Annotated in this window: 19 protein-coding genes; all 19 read left to right on the top strand. The window is 73.1% G+C overall.

Features of this window, described 5'->3' with window-relative positions; translation table 11 throughout:
* The first annotated feature begins 110 nt into the window (after positions 1–110).
* The 19 genes from ligD (SHK17_RS15685) to SHK17_RS15595 all read left to right on the top strand — a co-directional run bounded on the left by ligD (SHK17_RS15685) (position 111) and on the right by SHK17_RS15595 (position 20,791).
* Entirely contained in the window at positions 111–1,040 is a 930-nt protein-coding gene (gene ligD / locus SHK17_RS15685; protein ID WP_322423853.1) for a non-homologous end-joining DNA ligase, read from the top strand.
* Complete coding sequence (gene ligD, locus SHK17_RS15680; RefSeq protein ID WP_322919852.1) at positions 1,037–1,951, top strand: non-homologous end-joining DNA ligase; 915 nt, start codon at positions 1,037–1,039, stop codon at positions 1,949–1,951. The genes ligD (SHK17_RS15685) and ligD (SHK17_RS15680) overlap by 4 nt, the downstream gene beginning before the upstream one ends.
* Positions 1,952–2,125: 174 nt before the next feature.
* On the top strand, positions 2,126–2,272 hold the full coding sequence (locus SHK17_RS15675) for a hypothetical protein (RefSeq protein WP_322422887.1): 147 nt from the start codon (positions 2,126–2,128) through the stop codon (positions 2,270–2,272).
* Positions 2,273–2,282: 10 nt separating this feature from the next.
* Positions 2,283–2,987, top strand: coding sequence for a response regulator transcription factor (locus SHK17_RS15670; protein ID WP_216652016.1), 705 nt, complete (start codon positions 2,283–2,285; stop codon positions 2,985–2,987).
* 1 nt (position 2,988) lies between these two features.
* Positions 2,989–4,185 carry a histidine kinase dimerization/phospho-acceptor domain-containing protein gene (locus SHK17_RS15665; protein WP_322422886.1) on the top strand — a complete coding sequence of 399 codons (1,197 nt, stop codon included), beginning with the start codon at positions 2,989–2,991 and terminating at the stop codon, positions 4,183–4,185.
* Positions 4,186–4,234: 49 nt separating this feature from the next.
* On the top strand, positions 4,235–5,425 hold the full coding sequence (locus tag SHK17_RS15660) for an NAD(P)/FAD-dependent oxidoreductase (protein ID WP_322919851.1): 1,191 nt from the start codon (positions 4,235–4,237) through the stop codon (positions 5,423–5,425).
* A gap of 91 nt (positions 5,426–5,516) precedes the next feature.
* Positions 5,517–6,815, top strand: coding sequence for a CpaF family protein (locus SHK17_RS15655; RefSeq protein ID WP_322422884.1), 1,299 nt, complete (start codon positions 5,517–5,519; stop codon positions 6,813–6,815).
* Positions 6,815–7,669, top strand: a complete 855-nt coding sequence (locus SHK17_RS15650) for a type II secretion system F family protein (RefSeq protein WP_322422883.1) — start codon at positions 6,815–6,817, stop codon at positions 7,667–7,669. Before SHK17_RS15655 ends, SHK17_RS15650 begins: the two co-directional genes overlap by 1 nt.
* Positions 7,666–8,607, top strand: a complete 942-nt coding sequence (locus SHK17_RS15645; protein WP_322919850.1) for a type II secretion system F family protein — start codon at positions 7,666–7,668, stop codon at positions 8,605–8,607. Before SHK17_RS15650 ends, SHK17_RS15645 begins: the two co-directional genes overlap by 4 nt.
* Before the next feature lie 40 nt (positions 8,608–8,647).
* The gene (locus SHK17_RS15640; RefSeq protein ID WP_172265497.1) at positions 8,648–8,860 is read left to right on the top strand and encodes a hypothetical protein; all 213 of its coding nucleotides are present in this window, start codon (positions 8,648–8,650) and stop codon (positions 8,858–8,860) included.
* Positions 8,861–8,868: 8 nt separating this feature from the next.
* Positions 8,869–9,270 (top strand): TadE/TadG family type IV pilus assembly protein, encoded by a 402-nt coding sequence (locus tag SHK17_RS15635; RefSeq protein ID WP_322919849.1) that lies wholly within the window; start codon positions 8,869–8,871, stop codon positions 9,268–9,270.
* Positions 9,267–9,740 (top strand): hypothetical protein, encoded by a 474-nt coding sequence (locus tag SHK17_RS15630; protein ID WP_322919848.1) that lies wholly within the window; start codon positions 9,267–9,269, stop codon positions 9,738–9,740. The genes SHK17_RS15635 and SHK17_RS15630 overlap by 4 nt, the downstream gene beginning before the upstream one ends.
* Entirely contained in the window at positions 9,737–10,198 is a 462-nt protein-coding gene (locus tag SHK17_RS15625) for a Tad domain-containing protein (RefSeq protein ID WP_322919847.1), read from the top strand. Before SHK17_RS15630 ends, SHK17_RS15625 begins: the two co-directional genes overlap by 4 nt.
* Before the next feature lie 107 nt (positions 10,199–10,305).
* Entirely contained in the window at positions 10,306–12,486 is a 2,181-nt protein-coding gene (gene glgX / locus SHK17_RS15620; RefSeq protein ID WP_405030380.1) for a glycogen debranching protein GlgX, read from the top strand.
* Positions 12,483–14,774 (top strand): malto-oligosyltrehalose synthase, encoded by a 2,292-nt coding sequence (gene treY, locus SHK17_RS15615; RefSeq protein WP_322919846.1) that lies wholly within the window; start codon positions 12,483–12,485, stop codon positions 14,772–14,774. The genes glgX and treY overlap by 4 nt, the downstream gene beginning before the upstream one ends.
* Before the next feature lies 1 nt (position 14,775).
* A complete protein-coding gene (treZ, locus tag SHK17_RS15610) occupies positions 14,776–16,536 on the top strand; it encodes a malto-oligosyltrehalose trehalohydrolase (protein ID WP_322919845.1) in 1,761 nt (586 codons plus the stop codon).
* A gap of 59 nt (positions 16,537–16,595) precedes the next feature.
* On the top strand, positions 16,596–17,378 hold the full coding sequence (locus SHK17_RS15605) for a hypothetical protein (RefSeq protein ID WP_322422876.1): 783 nt from the start codon (positions 16,596–16,598) through the stop codon (positions 17,376–17,378).
* A 147-nt stretch (positions 17,379–17,525) separates the two neighbouring features.
* Positions 17,526–18,545 (top strand): hypothetical protein, encoded by a 1,020-nt coding sequence (locus tag SHK17_RS15600; protein WP_322919844.1) that lies wholly within the window; start codon positions 17,526–17,528, stop codon positions 18,543–18,545.
* Positions 18,546–18,628: 83 nt separating this feature from the next.
* Positions 18,629–20,791 (top strand): acyltransferase family protein, encoded by a 2,163-nt coding sequence (locus SHK17_RS15595; protein WP_172265572.1) that lies wholly within the window; start codon positions 18,629–18,631, stop codon positions 20,789–20,791.
* Positions 20,792–20,800 lie beyond the last annotated feature (9 nt).

The raw sequence follows: 20,800 nt of genomic DNA, 5'->3' as shown, positions 1-20,800 counted from the left end.
CGATAGCGGCCGGCGCGGACGCCTGTCTCCCACCGAGGGATGACCCGCGGGACCACCCGAGGGGTGACGGCGCGCCGCCGGCGGGATGCCAGACTGACCGCGTGCGTCCCATGCTCGCCACCAAGACCGACCGCGTGCCGAGCGGTGACCAGTGGCTGCACGAGGTGAAGTGGGACGGCGTCCGCGTCCTCGTCGACGTCCGCGACGGCGCCACGCGGATGACCAGCCGCAACGACAACAACGTCACGCCGGCCTGGCCGGACCTCAGCGTTCCGCCGCTCGGCGACCGCGACCTCCTCGTCGACGGCGAGGTCATCGCCCTCAACGAGCGTGGGGTGCCGGACTTCCGGGTCCTGCAGCACCGGATGCACGTGCGCAACGCCAATGACGTCGCCCGCCTCGTCACCACCGTGCCCGCCACGCTCATGGTCTTCGACCTGCTACGCCTCGACGGCCAGGACCTCGCCGCCCGCCCGCTCGAGGAGCGCCGGGCGCTGCTCGAGGAGCTGCCGCTCGCCGACTCGACGTGGCAGGTCCCGGCGGCGTACGACGACGGCGACATGCTGTTCGACGCCACCCTGCAACAGGGGCTGGAGGGGGTGGTGAGCAAGCGCCGCGGCTCGCGCTACCGCTTCGACGCCCGCAGCGACGACTGGCGCAAGCTCGCGCACCGGCACCGCGGCTCGTTCGTCGTGGGCGGCTGGCGCCCCCAGGTCGGTACGACGAGCCGGCTGGCCGCGCTGCTCGTCGGCGAGCCGACTCCCGACGGCCTGCTCTACCGGGGCCGCGTCGGCAGTGGCATCACCGGCGCCACCAGCACCCGGCTCGCCGAGCTGCTCGCGCCGCTGGCCGCCGGTGGCTCGCCGTTCGCGGACGACGTACCCAAGGTCGACGCGTCCGGCACGGTCTGGGTGGAGCCGCGCGTCGTGGTCGACATCGACACCCACGGCCTCGGCTACGACCGCCTGCGCCAGCCCTCCTTCCAGGGCGTGCGCGACGACGTCTCTCCCGAGGACCTGGCACGAGAGGGCGATCGATGAGCCCCGCCGCCGGAGAGGTGCAGGTCGACGTCGAGGGCCGGACCCTCACCATCAGCAACCTCGACAAGGTCCTCTACCCGCGCACCGGGACGACCAAGGGCGAGGTGCTCAACTACTACGCCCAGGTGTCGCCGGTGCTGCTGCCGCACCTGGTCGACCGGGCCGTCACCCGGATCCGCTGGCCGCACGGGGTGCAGGGATCGAGCTTTTTCGAGAAGAACGCGCCGGCCGGCACGCCGTCGTGGGTGCGTACGCACGAGGTGCCCACCACCGGGTCGCGCTCCGGCAAGGGGGAGGGCACCATCCGCTTCCCGATCTGCGACGACCTCGCGACCCTCACCTGGCTGGCCAATCTCGCCGCGCTCGAGCTGCACGTCCACCAGTGGACGGTCGACGACGACGGGCGCCCGCGCGACCCGGACCGCCTCGTGATCGACCTCGACCCCGGGGAGCCCGCTGGCCTCCACGAGTGCGCCCAGGTGGCCCTGATGGTCCGTGACGCGCTCGCCGAGCGCGACCTGGGCTGCACGCCGGTCACGAGCGGCAGCAAGGGGCTGCACCTCTACGCCCCGATGCCCGGCGGGAAGGACAGCCTCGACAGCGACGGCACGACGGCGCTGGCCAAGGAGGTCGCCGAGGAGCTGCAGAAGGAGCACCCCGACCTGGTGACGAGCGTGATGACCAAGGCGAAGCGGCCCGGCAAGGTCTTCCTCGACTGGTCGCAGAACTCCGGCTCCAAGACGACGATCTCGCCCTACTCGCTGCGCGGTCGCGAGCGACCGACTGCCGCGACGCCGCTGACGTGGGACGAGGTCGAGGAGGGCGCCGAGGACGAGCTGGCCCTCGAGCAGTTCTCGATGGAGCAGGTGCTGGAGCGCGTGACCGACCTCGGGGACGTCTTCGAGGCCTGACCGGGCCCCGATCCGGCCCTGACCAGCCTCAGCCCCTGCCTGGGGGTGGGCCACGACGTCAAGATCCTGGTCAAGTCTGCTCCTGCCCGATCGTGCCCGAACACGTCCGAAACATTTCCCTCGTGTGGACCACGCGAGGATTGGGTGTGGATGTCGCGGACGCATGCTTTTCCCATGTCCCGCATCCTGCTGATCCCCGTCGCGGTGGTCCTTGCTGCCGGTGGCGTCCTGTCCGCTCCGAGCGAGGCGGCGCCGCCGTCGCCGACCTCCACGAGCATCTCGACCTCCGTCGACATGGGCATTCAGACCACGAACCGCTGACCCTGCATCTATGCTCGACCGCATGGTGCACGACGTGTTGGTGGTTGAGGACGAGGAAGACATCGCCGTCCCCCTCATGCGCACCCTGGAGCGGGAGGGCTACGACGTCAACCGGGTCTCGGGTGGCGCGGAGGCCGTGTCCTTCGCCGTCGACAAGGGTCCGGCGGTCGTGATCCTCGACCTCGGCCTGCCCGACATGGACGGCATCGACGTGTGCCGCCAGATGCGTTCTGGTGGATATCTGGGCGGAATCATCATGGTCACCGCCCGCGCCGGTGAGCTCGACCGCGTGGTCGGCCTCGACGTCGGCGCCGACGACTACCTCGCCAAGCCGTTCGGCCTCGCCGAGCTGCTGGCCCGCGTCCGCGCCCTACTGCGCCGCAGCGCGCAGGTCCCGCAGGAGGACGACAGCACCGTCACCACCTCCTCGGGCCTCAAGATCGACGCCGCCTCGCGGCGCGTGCACCTCGGCGAGCGCGAGATCGCGCTGACCGCCAAGGAGTTCGACGTGCTGGCGGTCCTCGCGTCCAACCACGACAAGGTCGTGCCCCGCGAGACCCTGATGAACCAGGTGTGGGACCAGAACTGGTACGGCTCCACCAAGACCCTCGACGTCACCATCGGTCGTCTGCGCAGCAAGCTCGAGGCGGCCGAGGCCGGCGAGCGCGTGGTCGCCATCCGTGGCGTCGGCTTCCGATTGGAAACCGGCACCTGACGTGCGCCGACGGCTCGCCGCCATCCTCGTAGGTCTCTCACTGCTGATCGTCGCCACCGCCCTCCTGGTCGGTCGCTCGATGCTGGCCGACGCGGTGCGTGACGGCGAGCGGGACCACCTCACCGACCTGGCCCGCCAGGCGGCGACCGTCGTCGAGGAGCAGCACGACCGCGGCCTGGAGGTCTCCGAGGACGACCTGGCCCGGTGGGTTTCGGCGGACATGCGGCTCACGGTCTCCCGCGACGGCGAGCCCGACCTCACCGCCGACGGCGCGATGTTCTCGGCCGCGGACCTCGACGAGCCGCTCGTCGTCGAGCGCTCCGTCGGCACCACGACGGTCACGCTGACGAGTGGCGCCACCCACGTGGGTGCCATGACGGCCGGCGTCTCCCGCGCCCTGCTCGTGCTGATGGCGGCCGCCGCACTGGTGGCCGGCACGCTGGCCCTGCTGGTCGCGCGCGGCTTCTCCCGGCCCTTCGCCGAGCTGGCCGAGAGCGCGGAGGCGCTCGGCCGCGGCCGCTTCGACATCGAGGCGCCCGTGTCCAGGGTGCCCGAGGTCGCGGCCGTGGGGGCGGCGCTGCGGTCGAGCGCGCGCAACCTCGAGGAGCAGTTCCGCCGGATCAACGACTCCGTCCAGCAGACCTCCCACTCCTTGCGCACGCCGCTCACCGCCCTGCGCCTCGAGCTGGAGGAGATCCTGCTGCGCGACGACCTCGACGACGACGTACGCCGCACCGTCGTGCGCTGCCTGGCCGACGTCACGCGGCTGCAGGACACCGTCTCCGAGCTGGTCGACGCCGAACGCAGCCGTGGCGTGGTGACCGGCCGCACCGTCACGCTGCGCGACCTGGCCGCCCTCACCGTCGACCGGTGGGGACGGCGGCTCGCGCCCGGTCGCCAGGTGGAGGTCGTGCTGGGTGACGGCGGCGACCTGCCCGTCACCCACGGGCCGGTGGAGCAGGTGCTGGACAGCGTGGCCGCCGACCTCGACTCCCACGGCGACGGTCCGGTGTCGCTGCACCTCGAGGCCGAGCAGGACCACGTCCGGATCCGGGTCGGCTGCGGCGCCGCGCGGGCCGGTGCCACGGAGGAGCGCACGGCCGCCCGCACCGGCGAGGCCGTCACCGAGGTGCTCGGCGGCCGCTGGCAGGGCGACGCCGTCGGTGCCGGCCTGGTCATCGTCCTCCCGCGCCGCTGAGGGCCGCCCCGTACGGTCGGGAAGGGACCGACCAACACCCGGAGGCGCAGTGGCGGACGCAGGGCAGCACCACGACGTGCTCGTGGTCGGCGGCGGCAACGCCGGGATCTCGCTCGCGGCCCGGCTGCTGCGCGACGGCGTGCGCGACGTGGCGGTGGTCGAGTCCCGGGCGGTCCACCGCTACCGCCCGCTCCTCAACTACGTCGGTGGCGGCGAGGCCACGATGGGCTCGCTCCAGCGCCCCGCAGAGCGGGTCCTGCCGCGCGGCTGCACGGCGATCCGCGACGAGGTGGTGTCGGTCGACCCCGAGGGGCCGTCGGTGACCACCCGGTCGGGGCGCCGGATCGCCTGCACGACGCTCGTGGTCTGCCCCGGCCTCGACGAGGACTGGGACGCGACGCCGGGCTTGCGCGAGGCGTACGCCGACGGGTGGGCGGCGTCGACCTTCGACGACGACACCGTCGAGCGGGTGTGGCCGACGCTGCGCGGCCTCCGCGCCGGGCGCGTGGTCTTCACCGTCCCACCGGAGCCCGCGCCGTGCGGCGCGACGGCGCTCAAGCCGCTGTTCATGGCCTGCGACCACTGGCGGCGCGCCGGCGTGCTGGCCGACCTCGACGTGCACCTGGTCCTGCCCGGGCCGTCGCCGCTCGGCCTCGCCGGCCCGGACGCCGTGCTGGAGCGGGCGATCGCGTCGTACGGGGTGCGCGTGCACCGCGAGGCGGTGGTCTCCGCCGTCGAGGACGGCCGGGTCACGCTGGCGACGCCGGCGGGGGAGGAGACCCTCGACGGCGTGGCGTTCGCCCACGTCGTGCCGCACTACCGCGCACCGCAGTGGGTGGTCGACGGCGGCCTCGCCGGCGACACGCCCGCCGGGCTCGTCGACACCGACCCGCAGACCCTGCAGCACCGCCGCTTCCCCGTGGTGTGGTCGTGCGGGGACGTGGCCGACATCCGCACCCCGTCGTCGGGCGGTGCGCTGCGCAAGCAGGTCGCGGTCCTCGCGGCCAACATCCTCGCGGCACGAGAGGGCGGCGGGCTGCAGCACTACGACGGCTACACCGTCATGCCGATCACGACCTCGCGGCGCCGCCTGATGCTCGTCGAGGTGGACCGCGACGGCCGACCGCAGCCGTCCGTGCCGGTGCTCGACCTGGCCCGTCCGCGGGCGCTGACGTGGTGGGTGGACCGCTACGCGCTGCCGCAGGTCTACTGGCGCCGGATCCTGCGTGGCAAGGTCTGAGCGGTTGTCCACAACCTTTGCCTGACCCCTGTTTCCACGGCGTCGCTGCTGGGTAGCGTGACGGTGCACGTTCTCGGGAAGCAGGGCACTCATGGCAGTGGACCGTCTGGCAGTCGACCGTCCGACACTGGACCGCGGGCGTCCGCCTGCGCACGCCGACCTGGTCGAGCGGCTCGACGGACAGGTCCGTGAGCGGGTCCGGCGCGAGGGTGTCGACCCGCAGCGCGATGCGACGCTGGTGCGTCGCATCGCGGAGGACGTGGTCCGTGCCCACGACGACCTAAGCCTCACCGGGGTCGTCGCGCCGATCGCCGACGACGGCGCGATGGTGGGTGAGCTGGTGGCCCGCGTCTCCGGCTTCGGCCCCCTGCAGCCGTTCCTCGACGACCCCGAGGTGGAGGAGGTGTGGATCAACGACCCCAGCCGGGTCTTCATCGCCCGCCGCGGTCGCCACGAGCTGACCAACCTGCGCCTCGACGCGGCCCAGGTCAACGAGCTCGTCGAGCGGATGCTCAAGTCGAGCGGACGCCGCCTCGACATCAGCACCCCGTTCGTCGACGCCATGCTCCCCGAGGGCCACCGCCTCCACGTGGTGCTCGAGGGCATCACGCGCGGCTTCACCGCGGTCAACATCCGCAAGTTCCTGCTCCGCGCCCACCGCCTCGCCGACCTCGTGGCGCTCGGCAGCCTGACGCCCCAGGCGGCCCGGTTCCTCGAGGCCTCCGTGCGGGCGGGGATGAACGTCCTCGTCGCCGGGGGCACCCAGGCCGGAAAGACCACGATGCTCAACTGCCTGGCCGCCGCGGTGCCCGGCGGGGAGCGCGTGGTGAGCGCGGAGGAGGTCTTCGAGCTGAGGTTCAGCCACCCCGACTGGGTGGCGATGCAGACCCGGCAGGCCGGTCTCGAGCAGACCGGCGAGATCGTGCTGCGCGACCTCGTCAAGGAGGCGCTGCGCATGCGGCCGAGCCGCATCATCGTCGGAGAGGTCCGGGCGGAGGAGTGCCTCGACCTGCTGCTCGCGCTCAACTCCGGGCTGCCCGGCATGTGCACGCTCCACGCCAACAGCGCGCGGGAGGCGCTGGTGAAGATGTGCACCCTGCCGCTGCTCGCGGGCGACAACATCTCCGCCCGTTTCGTGGTGCCGACGGTCGCCAGCTCGGTCGACCTGGTGGTGCACCTCGGCGTCGGCGCCGACGGCGTACGCCGCGTCAACGAGATCGTCTCGGTGCCCGGCCGGGTCGAGGCCGACGTCATCGAGGTCGAGCCGATCTTCGTGCGCCACGGAGCGGAGCTGCGCCGCACCGGAGGAGTGCCCGCGCGGGTCGACCGCTACGAACGGGTCGGCATCGACGTCCACGAGGTCCTCGCCGACACCGCCGGGGTCGGCTGATGGGCGCGCTGGTCGGGCTCGGCGTCGGAGTCGGGCTGCTGCTCATCTGGTCGGCCTTCGCCCTGCCCCGCACGCCCCGGACCTCGGCGCGTCCGGCCACGGCGCTCGAGCGCCTGCTCGGGCGTGCCGGGCTGTCCGACGTGACGCCGGCCAGCGTGGTGTCCCTGTGCGTCGTCCTCTTCGCCGTGGCGTTCGCCGTCGTGCAGGCGGTGTCCCGGACCGTTCCCGTCGCCGTCGTGTTCGCCGCGATGGCCGCCTACGTCCCGATCGCCGTGCTGCGGCAGCGCGCCGCTCGACGGCTGCGCGACTTCGCCGAGGTGTGGCCCGAGGCGGTCGACAACCTCGCCAGCGCGGTCCGCGCGGGCCTGTCGCTGCCCGACGCCGTCGCCGCGCTCGGCACCAACGGCCCCGAGGCGCTGCGCGCCGACTTCGCCCAGTTCGCGCTCGACTACCAGGTCACCGGCCGGTTCGGCGAGTGCCTGGACCGCCTCAAGGAGCGACTGGCCGACCCGGTGGGCGACCGCGTCATTGAGGGGCTGCGCCTCGCGAGGGAGGTGGGCGGCGGCGACCTCGGCCGCCTGCTGCGCAACCTGTCGGGCTTCCTGCGCGACGACGCCCGCACCCGCTCCGAGCTCGAGTCGCGGCAGGCCTGGACCGTCAACGGGGCGCGCCTCGCCGTCTCGGCGCCGTGGATCGTGCTGCTGCTGATGTCGTTCCAGACGACGGCAATCCGCCACTACGCCTCGCCCGGCGGCATCCTCGTGCTGGGCATCGGCTTCGGCGTCTGCGTCCTCGCCTACACCGCGATGATGCGGATCGGCCGGTTGCCCGTCGAGAAGCGGATCCTGTCGTGAGTGCCGCGGTGTGGGGCGGGCTGCTCGGCGGCCTGGCCGGCGCAGGACTGCTGCTCGTCGGGCTGCGCATCGACGTCCTGCGGCGTCCGCAGCTGTCGGTGCGGGTGCTGCCCTACCTCCGCGACCTGCCGCTCCGCGACCAGGGCCCGGCCCTGCGGACGACGTCGACGTCCCCGACGTCCGCGGCGGCCGGGATCTTCGGCCCGGTCCTGAGGTCGGCGGCCGACGTGGTCGAGCGCGTCCTGGGCGGCAGCGGCTCCGTACGACGCCGGCTCCAGCGCGCCGGGCTCGACCGCACCGTGCAGGACTTCCGGATCGAGCAGGTGGTGTGGGGCCTCGTCGGCTTCGCGGTGACGGCAGCCGTGAGCCTCGTCCGGGCGCTCGGCGGCGTCGGCGGCGTCGGGTCGGCGGTCGTGTTCTGCGTCCTCGGCTTCGTCGGCGGCGTCTTCCTCCGCGACAACCGGCTCAGCACCCAGGTGCGCAACCGCGAGCGGCAGGTCCTCACCGAGTTCCCGACCGTCGCCGAGCTGCTCGCCCTGTCCGTCGCGGCGGGGGAGAGCCCGGTCGCCGCCCTCGACCGGGTCGTGCGCCGCAGCCACGGCGCTCTCTCCGAGGACCTCGCGCAGGTGCTCGCGCGGATCCGCACCGGCGAGCCGGTCGGCGCGGCGTTCGAGTCCCTGGGTCGAGCGACCGGGCTGCCGATCGTCGCCCGCTTCGCGACCGGGATCACCGTCGCCATGGAGCGCGGCACGCCGCTCGCCGACGTCCTGCACGCGCAGGCGGCCGACGTCCGCGAGGCCGGTCGCCGGCTGCTGATCGAGACCGCGGCCCGCAAGGAGATCGCGATGATGGCGCCGGTCGTGTTCTTCGTGCTGCCGGTGACGATCCTTTTCGCCTTCTACCCCGGCGTGCTGGGCCTGCGCCTGACCACCCCATGACCTGCGACCACCCGGGCGCACCCATCGAAAGGACACCTCCATGCACCAGTCGATCTCGGGACTGCTGTTCCACCTGGCGATGCTCGTCGAGCCCGGAGCGCGAGCGCCCCGGCAGAAGGACGAGCGCGGCGACGTGCCCGGCTGGGTGATGGTCACGCTGATGACCGCGATCGTCGTCGCCGCCCTCACCCCCTTCGTCAGCGACGAGCTGCGGTCCCTCCTGTCCCGCGCGTTCTCGATGGTGAGCGGCTAGGTCGCAGCGTGCTGCGTCCCAGCCGTCGCGGCGAGAAGGGAGCGGCGGTCGTCGACGTCGTCCTCGTCCTGCTGGTCCTGCTGCCACTGGTGCTCGGCATCCTGCAGCTGGCCCTCGTGCTGCACGTGCGCAACACCCTCGCCTCGGCCGCGGCCGAGGGTGCCCGGCACGCCGCCGTCGCGGGGTCGTCCGCACCGGCCGGCCGGGCCAAGGTGCAGGAGCTGGTCGACGGCGCCCTCTCGCAGGACTTCGTGCGGTCGGTGACCGTACGCCCGGCGCTGGTCGGAGGTGCGCCCGGCTACGAGACCGTGGTCGAGGCCGACGTCGGCCTGCTCGGCATCGGCGGCACCAGCATCCACGTCCGGGTGTCCGGCCATGCGATCGCCGAGCAGGGCGCGGTGCAGCGGTGACGACGCGGCGCCGCGACGAGTCCGGCTCTGCCCTCGTCGAGCTGACCTGGCTGGCGATCATCCTGCTGGTGCCGCTGGTGTGGGTCGTGATCTCGGTGTTCGAGGTGCAGCAGGGCGCCTTCGCGACCAGCGCCGCAGCGCGGGCGGCCGGGCGCGCGTACGCCCTGGCGCCCGACGACGCCACCGGCGAGGCCCGCGCCCAGGCCGTCGTACGCCAGGTGCTCGCCGACCAGGGCACTCCGAACCAGCGGGCACGGGTCTCGGTGACCTGCGAGTCGCCGGCCGGGAGCTGCCACACCGGGACGTCCGTCATCACCGTGCGGGTCGACTCCGGGGTCGAGCTGCCGTTCTTCCCGGCCATCCTCGGCGGCGGGCGGGCGAGCTTCTCGCTCGACGCGACCCACACCGTGCCGATCGGTCAGTACGTCGAGAGTGCCGGCGAGGACAGCGACGAGGAGACCGACCCGTGAGCCGCCGACCGGCGTCACGGGAGCGCGACGACCGCGGCCAGGTCACGCTGCTCATCATCGGCTTCGCCAGCATCCTGCTGATGGCGATCGTCATGGTCATCGACGCCTCCGCCGCCTACCTCCAGCGGCAGGGGCTCGACAACCTGGCCGACGGCGCCGCGCTCTACGGTGCCGACCTCGGCTCGGCCGGGATCTACGAGCAGGGCCTCGACGACCAGCGGCTGCTCCAGCAGGAGGAAGCGGTCCGGGCCGCCGTGCGCGAGTACCTCGCGAGGGCCGGCGCCGGAGCGTCGTACCCCGGGGTCGACGTGGCCGTCCGGGTGGACCCGGTCGGGCGGTCGGTCACCGTGCGACTGCGGGCTCCGTTGGACCTGCCGCTGACCATCCCGGGCTCGCCGAGCCGGCCGATGGTCGGCGCCAGCTCGACCGCAGCGGTCACGGTCGTCGCCGGCGACTGAATTGCCGGACGCAACCCGCCTACAGACGGAGTGACCATCGCCACCGCCCCACCCCGCTGGATGATCCGCGAAGAGGGCTCAGGGCCGATCGCCGGTAGCGTCAAGGCATGATCGAGACCTGGCCCGGCACCGCCTATCCCCTCGGTGCCACCTTCGACGGCACCGGCACCAACTTCGCCCTCTTCAGCGAGGCCGCCGAGCGCGTCGAGCTGTGCCTCTTCGACCCCGACCCGGAGGGTCCCGGCGGCTTCCGCGAGACCCGCCTCGAGGTCCGCGAGGTCGACGCGCACGTGTGGCACTGCTACATCCCGACCATCCAGCCCGGGCAGCGCTACGGCTACCGGGTGCACGGCCCCTGGGACCCGAGCCAGGGCCTGCGCTGCAACCCCAGCAAGCTGCTCCTCGACCCCTACGCCAAGGCGACCGCCGGCGACATCGACTGGGACCAGTCGCTGTTCGCCTACAACTTCGGCGACGAGGACTCGCGCAACGACGACGACTCCGCCGGGCACATGACCCACGGCGTGGTCATCAACCCGTTCTTCGACTGGGAGGGCGACCGCCGCCTCTCGATCCCCTACAACGAGTCGTTCATCTACGAGGCGCACGTCAAGGGCCTCACCCAGCAGCACCCCGACGTCCCCGAGGAGCAGCGCGGGACGTACGCCGGCCTGGCGCACCCCTCGATCACCGCCCACCTGCAGAAGCTCGGCGTCACCGCCATCGAGCTGATGCCGGTGCACCAGTTCGTCCAGGACTCGACGCTGCTCGAGAAGGGGCTGCGCAACTACTGGGGCTACAACACCCTCGGCTTCTTCGCGCCGCACGCCGACTACGCCTCGAGCCAGCAGGGCCAGCAGGTGCAGGAGTTCAAGGCGATGGTGAAGGCGATGCACGTCGCCGGCATCGAGGTCATCCTCGACGTCGTCTACAACCACACCGCCGAGGGCAACCACCTCGGGCCGACGCTGAGCTTCAAGGGCATCGACAACCCGGCCTACTACCGGCTCGTCGAGGACGACCAGCGCTACTACATGGACTACACCGGCACCGGCAACACCCTCAACGTGCGCCACCCGCACTCGGTGCAGCTGATCATGGACTCGCTGCGCTACTGGGTGACCGAGATGCACGTCGACGGCTTCCGCTTCGACCTGGCCGCGAGCCTGGCGCGCGAGTTCTACGACGTCGACAAGCTCTCCACCTTCTTCGAGATGGTGCAGCAGGACCCGGTGGTCAGCCAGGTCAAGCTCATCGCCGAGCCGTGGGACATCGGCCCCGGCGGCTACCAGGTCGGCGGCTTCCCGCCGCAGTGGACCGAGTGGAACGGCGCCTACCGCGACACCGTGCGCGACTTCTGGCGCGGCGAGCCGTCGCTGGGCGACTTCGCGTCGCGACTGTCCGGCTCCTCCGACCTCTACGAGCACTCCGGGCGCCGGCCGTTCGCGAGCATCAACTTCGTCACCGCCCACGACGGCTTCACCCTGCGCGACCTCGTGTCCTACAACGAGAAGCACAACGAGGCCAACGGCGAGGACAACAACGACGGCGAGAGCCACAACCGCTCGTGGAACCACGGTGTCGAGGGGCCGACCGACGACCCCGAGATCCTCGGCGCGCGGGCCCGCGAGCAGCGCAACTTCATCGCGACGCTGCTGCTGAGCCAGGGCGTGCCCATGCTCCTGCACGGTGACGAGCTGAGCCGCACGCAGGACGGCAACAACAACACCTACGCCCAGGACAGCGAGATCAGCTGGGTCGACTGGAGCCGCGCGGACAACCCGCTCATCGAGTTCACCGCCGCGGTGGCCAAGCTGCGCGCCGATCACCCGACGTTCCGCCGCAAGCGGTTCTTCACCGGCAACACGGTGCGCACCGGCGACGGCGAGCGCCTCAACGACATCGTGTGGCTCGACCTCGACGGCGAGCCGATGGAGGATGCCGACTGGGAGGGCGGCAAGGCGATCGGGATGTACCTCAACGGCAACGGCATCGCCGGCAAGGACGCCCGGGGCGCCACGATCACCGACGACCACTTCCTCGTCTACTTCAACGCCGACGGGCCCAAGGACGTGACCCTGCCGACGGAGGAGTACGCCGCCGCGTGGGACGTCGTCATCGACACCGGCGGGGAACCCGACGCCGACCCGACCTTCGAGGCGGGCGCCACGCTCAGCCTCGAGACCCACAGCCTCGTGGTGCTGCGTGAGCACGCGGAGCCGGAGTCGGCGCCGGACCACTCGGTGGCCGCATCCCTGGCCGCCCGGTCGGGTACGGACGCCCCGTGACGCGGACCCCCCACAGCACGTACCGGTTGCAGGTCAGTCCGGACTTCACCCTCCACGACGGCGCACGGGTCCTGCCCTACCTCCGCGACCTCGGCGTCGACTGGGTCTACCTGTCGCCGCTGCTGGCCTCGGAGCCCGGCAGCACCCACGGCTACGACGTGGTCGCCTTCGACCACGTCGACCCCGAGCGCGGTGGCGAGGAGGGACTGGCGGCGCTGTCCGCCGAGGCGCGCCGCCTCGGCATGGGGGTGCTCGTCGACATCGTGCCCAACCACGTCGGCGTCGCGACGCCGTCGGAGGACCCGTGGTGGTGGGATGTGCTGCAGCTGGGCCGCGGGTCCGAGCACGCGAGCGCGTTCGACGTCGACTGGGCGGCCGGCGACGGCCGCATCGTGATCCCGGTCATCGGTGACGACGACGAGGGCTCGATCACCATCGCTGCGTCGGACACGGGGGAAGGCGAGGTCCGCTACCACGACCAGCGCTTCCCGATGGCTCCCGGCACGACCACGCTGGAGGAGCAGCACTACGAGCTGGTCAACTGGCGTGCGGCCGACGAGGACCTCAACTACCGCCGCTTCTTCGCGGTCAACACCCTCGCCGCGGTGCGGGTCGAGGACCCCGAGGTGTTCGCCGAGACCCACGTGGAGGTGAAGCGCTGGTTCGACGAGGGCCTCGTCGACGGCCTGCGCGTCGACCACCCCGACGGCCTGCGCGACCCCAAGCGCTACCTCGACGACCTCGCCGCCCTCACCGGCGGCGCCTACGTCCTGGTCGAGAAGATCCTCGAGCCGGGGGAGGAGCTCCCGCAGGACTGGGCCACCGCCGGCACCACCGGCTACGACGCCCTCGCCTTCATCGACCGGGTGCTCACCGACCCCGCCGGCGAGGCGCCGCTGACCGTGCTCGAGGACCGCCTGCGTGGCACCACGGTGGACTGGCACGCGATGGTCCACGACAACAAGCGCGCCGTCGCCGACGGGATCCTGCACTCGGAGGTCCTGCGGATCACCCGCGAGGTCGCCCGCGTGCTGGAGACCAAGGGCGAGAAGGCCGACGACGACGCGGTCGCCGACGCGATCGGCGAGCTGTTGGCCTGCTTCCCGGTCTACCGCTCCTACCTTCCCGAGGGCCGCGACCACCTCGACCAGGCCTTCGCCATGGCGCGCGAGGAGCGGCCCGAGGTCGCCGAGACGTACGACGTCCTCGAGCCGGTGCTGCACGACGAGTGGAGCCAGCCCGCGCGGCGCTTCCAGCAGACGTCCGGCATGGTGATGGCCAAGGGCGTCGAGGACTGCTCGTTCTACCGGTGGTCGCGGCTCACGTCGCTCAACGAGGTCGGCGGCGACCCGTCGATCTTCTCCGTCGGCGTCGACACGTTCCACGAGGCCATGGCCGCGCGGCAGCGCGACTGGCCGCAGGCGATGGTGACCCTGTCGACCCACGACACCAAGCGCGGCGAGGACGTCCGCGCCCGCATCACCGTGCTGGCCGAGGAGCCGGGCCACTGGGAGCGGGCGCTCGACGAGCTGCTCCGGCTCGTGCCCGTGCCCGACCCCGCGTTCGGCTCGCTGCTGTGGCAGGCCGTGCTCGGCGCGTGGACGCCGGACCACCTGCCCGACCTGCCCGAGCGGCTGCACGGCTACGCCGAGAAGGCGATGCGCGAGGCCGGCGACCGCACCACGTGGACCGAGCCCGACGAGGCGTACGAGGCCGCGGTGCACGCCGCGGTCGACGCGGTCTTCACCTCCGACGAGGTGCGCGAGGTGCTGGTCGGGCTCGCCGCCCGCATCGACGAGCCGGCCCAGGCCAACTCGCTGGCGGCCAAGCTGCTGGCGCTGACGATCCCGGGCGTGCCCGACGTCTACCAGGGCAGCGAGCTGTGGGAGACGTCGCTGGTCGACCCCGACAACCGCCGGCCGGTCGACTTCGAGCACCGCGCCGAGGTGCTGGCCGGCACCGCTGAGGACGACGCCGCCGCCAAGCTGCACGTCACCTGCTCCGCGCTGACGCTGCGGCGCGAGCGACCCGAGCTGTTCACCGGCTACACGCCGGTGACCGCCACGGGCGACGCGGCGGGACACGTGCTGGCCTACGACCGCGGCGGTGCGATCACCGTCGTCACCCGGCTCCCGGTCGGGCTGGCGGCCGCGGGCGGCTGGGGCGGCACGGTGCTGGACCTGCCCGAGGGCCGGTGGCACGACGTGCTGACCGGGCTCGACGCCGACGGACGGCTCGACGGCCTGCTGGCCGTCCACCCCGTCGCACTGCTGGTGAGGAAGGACTGACATGAGCACGTCGATCTCCCGGGGACCCTTCGACGTGTGGGCACCGCGGCCCGAACGGGTGCGGCTGAGCCTGGCGGGCGAGGTCGTCGACATGGTGCGCGGTGACGACGGCTGGTGGACGCCGGCCGAGCCCGTGCCGTCGACCGACGCCGCCGTCGACTACGGCTACCTCCTCGACGACGACCCGGACCCGCGGCCCGACCCGCGCTCGCGGCGGCAGCCCGACGGCGTGCACGGGCTGTCGCGCCGGGACGCGTCGACGTACGAGTGGGGCGACGGCGACTGGACCGGTCGGCAGCTCGCCGGCTCGGTGGTCTACGAGCTCCACCTCGGCACCTTCACGCCCGAGGGGACGCTCGACGCGGCCATCGGGCGGCTCGACCACCTGCTCGACATCGGCGTCGAGCTCGTCGAGCTGCTGCCGGTCAACGCCTTCAACGGCACGCACAACTGGGGCTACGACGGCGTCGGCTGGTTCGCGGTCCACGAGGGCTACGGCGGGCCGGACGCCTACCGGCGCTTCGTCGACGCCTGCCACGCCGCCGGGCTCGGGGTCGTGCAGGACGTGGTCCACAACCACCTCGGCCCCTCGGGCAACTACCTCCCGCTGTTCGGGCCCTACCTCAAGGACGGCCGCAACACGTGGGGCGACCTGGTCAACCTCGACGGTGACGGGTCGGCCGAGGTCCGGCGCTACATCCTCGACAACGTGCGGATGTGGTTCGAGGAGCTCCACGTCGACGCGCTGCGCCTCGACGCGGTGCACGCGCTCAGCGACACCTCGGAGGTCCACCTGCTCGAGGAGATGGCCGTCGAGACCGCGGCCTGGTCGGCGCACGTACGCCGGCCGCTGACGCTGATCGCGGAGTCCGACCTCAACGACACCCGCCTCGTCACCCCCCGCGAGGGCGGCGGCCACGGCCTCGACGCCCAGTGGAGCGACGACTTCCACCACGCCGTGCACGTCGCCCTGAGCGGCGAGACGGCCGGCTACTACGCCGACTTCGAGCCGCTGGAGGCGCTCGCCAAGGTCTGCGAGAAGGGCTTCTTCCACGACGGCACCTGGTCGTCGTTCCGCGAACGCGACCACGGCCGGCCCGTCGACACCGCCCACATGCCGACCTGGCGGCTCGTGGTCGCCAACCAGAACCACGACCAGATCGGCAACCGCGCGCGCGGCGACCGGCTGGCCGAGCACCTCGACGACGACCAGCTGGCCTGCGCCGCGCTGCTCACCCTCGCCGGGCCGTTCACGCCGATGCTCTTCATGGGGGAGGAGTGGGCCGCCTCGTCGCCCTTCCAGTTCTTCACCTCCCACCCGGAGCCCGAGCTCGGGAAGGCCACCGCCGAGGGCCGGATCGCCGAGTTCGAGAAGATGGGCTGGGACCCGGCCGTCGTCCCCGACCCGCAGGACCCCGAGACGTTCACCCGCTCCAAGCTCGACTGGGACGAGCGCTCGACCGGCCGCCACGCAGTGGTGCTCGACTGCTACCGCGAGCTCGCCCGCCTGCGGCGGACGCTGCCGGACCTCACGGACCCGTCGTTCGGCTCGACCTCCTGCACGGTGGAGGGCCGGCTCTTCACGATGCGCCGCGGCGAGCTCCTCGTCGTGGTCAACGCCGGGGCGGAGCCCGCCACGCTCGAGGTGGGTGACCGGGAGGTGCTCTTCCAGACACCGTTCGGGGTGTCCGTGGACGGCGGCACCCTCGCCGTCCCGCCCCACGGAGGGGCGCTCCTCGGATCCGCGGCAACTATTCGGTGACCGGCTGAGTCTCCTTGGTGAACAGGCCTTCAGGGCCTCACGCACACGGAGGAACTCCCATGAACCGCATCACCACCTGGGCCGCGGCTGCGGCTCTCGCCGCCGGCTCGCTGGCCCTGGCCACGCCGGCGCAGGCCGCCCCGGCCAAGGCCGCGAGCTACAAGGTCACCGCCAGCGTCAACAAGACCGAGGTCGTCGGCAAGGAGGACGTGGTCAAGGTCCGCGGCCGCGTCACGCCGAAGGCCGCCGGCCAGAAGGTCACGCTCCAGCAGCGGGTCGGCAAGAAGAAGTCGTGGAAGGCCACCGGCACCGCGAAGATCAAGCAGAACGGCACCTACGTCCTCAAGGACGACCCGTCGACGGCCGGCACCCGGCAGTACCGCGTCCTCAAGCCCGCCTCGAACGGCTTCGCCAAGGGCTTCAGCGAGACGCTGGACGTCACGGTCTACCGGTGGCAGAAGCTCGGCTTCCGCACGCCCGGCCCGTCGGTGAACATCACGCCCCGGGGCGTCACCATCGGTGCGGAGTACTTCACCGCCAGCCTGGCGACGACCACCTCGGGCACGCCGTCGTCGGTCGAGTACACCCTCGGTCGCAAGTGCACCGAGATGCGGGCGACCTTCGCCCTCACCGACGACTCCGCCACCGGGTCGAGCGGCGCCGTCACGGTGTCCGGCGACGGTGCGGTCCTGGCCGCGCACTCCCTGTCCGTCGGCGTGGTCGTGGCCGACCAGGTGATCGACATCGAGGACGTCTTCCGGCTCAAGCTCGACCTCTCCACCAGCGTGGCCCCGGCGGCGGTGGCCGCGGTGGCGACGCCGGAGGTGCTCTGCGCGGGCTGACCTGCGCGGGCTGACCTTCGCGGTCTGACGCACACCCATGCCGACGCGGGCGTGATCCGGGATACAGGCTCCCGGATCGCGCCCGTGTTGTAGATCTGCTGTTGATATCTTTACCCTTCGTGTAGATATCGACGAACGGGGACCGTGATGGACGACCAGCACGAGGCGGGCGACAGCCCTCGCCGCGAGCTCACCCGACGCACGTTCACGCGCGGCGTCGCCTGGAGCGTTCCCGTCGTCTCCGTCGCCGCGGCGGCGCCCGCCTTCGCGGCCAGCTTCACCCAGACGTTCACCACGCCTGGCACCTTCTCGGTCACCATCCCGGCGGGCTACACGAGCATCGCCTTCGAGGTCGTCGGCGGCGGTGGCGGCGGTGGGGGCGTCGCCGGAGGCTCCGGTGGTCGGGTCACCGGCACGATCACCCTCCCGTCCAATCCTGGTGGCACGACGCTCACCGTGATCGTCGGCGCGGGCGGCGGCGAGGGCAACGGCATAGCCGCGACCGCAGGCGTCGGCGGGTCGGGCTTCGGCGCCGGAGGTAACGGCGGGCGTGGCACTGCGATCGTCGCCGGAGGTGGCGGAGGAGGCAGTGCCGTGCTCCTCGGCACGGCGCCCGTCGTCGTCGCAGGCGGAGGCGGGGGCAAGGGAGCCGTCAACACGTCCGCGACGGTCGGCACCCCCGGGGTCGGCGGCACGTCGACGAACCCGGCTGGCAACGGCGGTGACGCCACCGTGACCGGAACGGCTGTCCTCACCGCGGGCGGCGGTGGAGGCGCGGTCGGCGCTACGACCGGTGTCACCACGGGTGGCGCCGCCGGATCTGTCGGGACCGGCGGTGCGACTGGCGCCGTTGGTGCGGCGGGTGGCAACCGCGGCACGGGCGCCAGCGGTGGCGGCAACGGTGGCTCCGGCGCCCAGCGCGGCACCGCCGGCGCGGGCGGCGGCGGCGGCGGGTACGCCGGCGGCGGCTCCGGGGGCACACGTGCGACCGCGGGGACGCCCGTTGCCGATGCGGGCGGCGCCGGCGGCGCCGGGTCGAGCTACACCGGCGGGACGACGGGCGCTGCGGTCTCCGGGGTGACCGGTCCCGTCAGCGCCGGCAACGCTGGCTCGGGCACCGGCACGGTCGGCCGCGGCGGCAACGGCCGCATCACCCTGCAGTTCTGAGCCGCCGAGACTGACGCGTTGTCCCGGGGCCCCGGGACTCCCGCCCCATGCCCCGGGCGCCGGCCCGGCACGAGCGTGGCCGCATGCCCGCCATCGACCACCGGCCCGACGTGCAGGGCCTGCGCGCGGTCGCCGTCCTGCTCGTCGTCGCCGACCACGCCGGCGCCCGTCTCCTCGCCGGTGGCTTCGTCGGCGTGGACGTCTTCTTCGTGCTCTCCGGCTTCCTGATCACCTCGCTGCTGGTGCGCGAGGTGGCGGCGCGCGACCGGATCTCGATCACCGGCTTCTACGTCCGGCGCGCGCTGCGGATCCTCCCGGCGGCCACCGTGGTGCTGCTCGTCGTGACCGCCTGGTGCGCGGTCCGGCTGGCGCCGGTGCAGGTGGCCGAGGTCGGCGAGGACGCGCGCTGGTCGGCGTTCTTCGCGGCCAACGTGCACCTCGCCGGGGCGGGGGAGGACTACTTCGACGACGACCGGGCGGTCTCGCCGTTCCAGCACTTCTGGTCGCTGGCGGTCGAGGAGCAGTTCTACCTCGTGTGGCCGCTGCTCCTCGGCCTGGTCGTCCTCGTCGACGGCCGCCTGATGCGCCACGTCGCGCCGCTGCTGACCGTCGCCTGCCTCGCGTCGCTCGCCTGGTGGGCGCACCTGGGAGCCACCGACCCGCAGCAGGCCTACTTCTCCTCGGCGGCACGGGCGTGGGAGCTCGGGCTCGGCGCACTGCTCGCGGTCCTTGCCCCGGCCCTGGTCCGCCTGTCCCGACCCCTGCGTACGGCGCTGGGCGCCGTCGGGCTGGTCGCGGTCCTCGCCGCCGCGGTGTCGGTCGGCACCGCGGCCGCGCCGGGCACCGAGTGGCGCATCCCGCTCGCCGTCGCGGGCACCGCGGCCCTGCTCGCCGCCGGGACCGGCGGATCCACCGGGGCCACCGGCGCCCTGCTCGCCTCCCGGCCGCTCACCTGGCTGGGTGACCGGTCCTACTCCCTCTACCTGTGGCACTGGCCAGTGCTCGTCCTCGGCGCTGCGTACGTCACCGCGCTCGAGGGCCCGACCGGCACGCTCGTCCTCCTCGCGGTCGCCGCGGCGCTGACGCTGGCGTCGTACCACTTCGTCGAGCAGCCGTTCCGCCGCGGCCGGCTCGTCGGCCGCGGCCCGCGTGCGCTCGTCATGTGGCCCGTGGCCCTGGCGTCCGTGCTGGTCGCCACCACGGGCGCCGTGGCGCACGCCGACGCGGAGCTCGCCGACCGGATGGGCGTCGGCTCGGCGCGACCGGCCCCGCTGGTCGCCGAGGAGGCACCCGTGGCCGCCACGAGCCGGCCACGGGGCCGGCGGGTGCCGCCGCTGCCGCAGCCGCGGTCCGTGGACGACCTCGTCGAGCGCGCGGTCGAGGAGGCCCGGCGCGGCGACGCCCTGCGCTTCCCGATGAGCAACCTGCCGGGCCTGGCCTACGACTCCTGGCACCTGGCCCACCCGTGCAACTCGCCGCTCGCCGTCGAGCGCTCGCGGATCTGCCCGGTCGGCGACCCGGACGGCCGGACGACCGTGGCCGTCTACGGCGACTCGCGCGCCGGGCAGTGGCTGCCGGCGATCGACCGCCTCGGCCGCACCGAGGGCCTCCGCGTTGTGCCGCACGTCAAGTACGGCTGCCCGCCCTACCCGATCCGCACCCTCGACGGGGGCGGCGCGGAGTTCCACACCTGCCACGCGTGGCGCGACTGGTCGCGGCAACGCATCCGGGACCTCGACCCCGACGTGGTGCTGCTCAGCTCGGACGTCATGTCGTGGCGGATGCAGGCGGCGCCCGGGCTCAGCCACGCGCAGACGTGGGCCCGCGGGGTGGGCGACCTCGTCGACTCGCTGCGCCGCGACGGTGCGCTGGTCGTGGTGCTCGGCGACATCCCGGTGCACGAGGTCGACCCCGAGTCCTGCCTCACCACCCCCGGGTCGGTGGCCGGGTCGTGCGACCTGTCCGCGACCGGGTGGCCGGCCGAGCCCAATGCCTTCACCGCGGCGACCGCGACCGCGCACGGGGCGGCGTACGTCGACGTCAACCGCCTCAGCTGCGCGGACGGCCGGTGCCCGCTGGTGGTCTCGGGCACGGTGACCTACAGCGACGAGTCGCACCTCTCCGTCTCCTGGACCCGCACGCTCGCCGGGCCCCTGGGCGCCGCGCTCCGGGACGCCGTCGGCTCGCTGCGCCCCGCGGACCGGCGGAGGACCGGCGATCGGGCCCCGGCTGGCGTTTGGCCGTAGTGTTGGCTC

The sequence above is a fragment of the Nocardioides renjunii genome (assembly GCF_034661175.1).
GTDB classification, from domain to species: domain Bacteria; phylum Actinomycetota; class Actinomycetes; order Propionibacteriales; family Nocardioidaceae; genus Nocardioides; species Nocardioides renjunii.
Note: the sequence above shows the minus strand (reverse complement) of the source record. Positions and strands in the feature narration are given on the sequence as shown.

Coding starts and splice junctions, on each gene's coding strand:
- ligD (WP_322423853.1), top strand. CDS start 111: ATGCTCGCCACCAAGACCGACCGCGTGCCGAGCGGTGACCAGTGGCTG.
- ligD (WP_322919852.1), top strand. CDS start 1,037: ATGAGCCCCGCCGCCGGAGAGGTGCAGGTCGACGTCGAGGGCCGGACC.
- SHK17_RS15675 (WP_322422887.1), top strand. CDS start 2,126: ATGTCCCGCATCCTGCTGATCCCCGTCGCGGTGGTCCTTGCTGCCGGT.
- SHK17_RS15670 (WP_216652016.1), top strand. CDS start 2,283: ATGCTCGACCGCATGGTGCACGACGTGTTGGTGGTTGAGGACGAGGAA.
- SHK17_RS15655 (WP_322422884.1), top strand. CDS start 5,517: ATGGCAGTGGACCGTCTGGCAGTCGACCGTCCGACACTGGACCGCGGG.
- SHK17_RS15650 (WP_322422883.1), top strand. CDS start 6,815: ATGGGCGCGCTGGTCGGGCTCGGCGTCGGAGTCGGGCTGCTGCTCATC.
- SHK17_RS15640 (WP_172265497.1), top strand. CDS start 8,648: ATGCACCAGTCGATCTCGGGACTGCTGTTCCACCTGGCGATGCTCGTC.
- glgX (WP_405030380.1), top strand. CDS start 10,306: ATGATCGAGACCTGGCCCGGCACCGCCTATCCCCTCGGTGCCACCTTC.
- treZ (WP_322919845.1), top strand. CDS start 14,776: ATGAGCACGTCGATCTCCCGGGGACCCTTCGACGTGTGGGCACCGCGG.
- SHK17_RS15605 (WP_322422876.1), top strand. CDS start 16,596: ATGAACCGCATCACCACCTGGGCCGCGGCTGCGGCTCTCGCCGCCGGC.
- SHK17_RS15600 (WP_322919844.1), top strand. CDS start 17,526: ATGGACGACCAGCACGAGGCGGGCGACAGCCCTCGCCGCGAGCTCACC.
- SHK17_RS15595 (WP_172265572.1), top strand. CDS start 18,629: ATGCCCGCCATCGACCACCGGCCCGACGTGCAGGGCCTGCGCGCGGTC.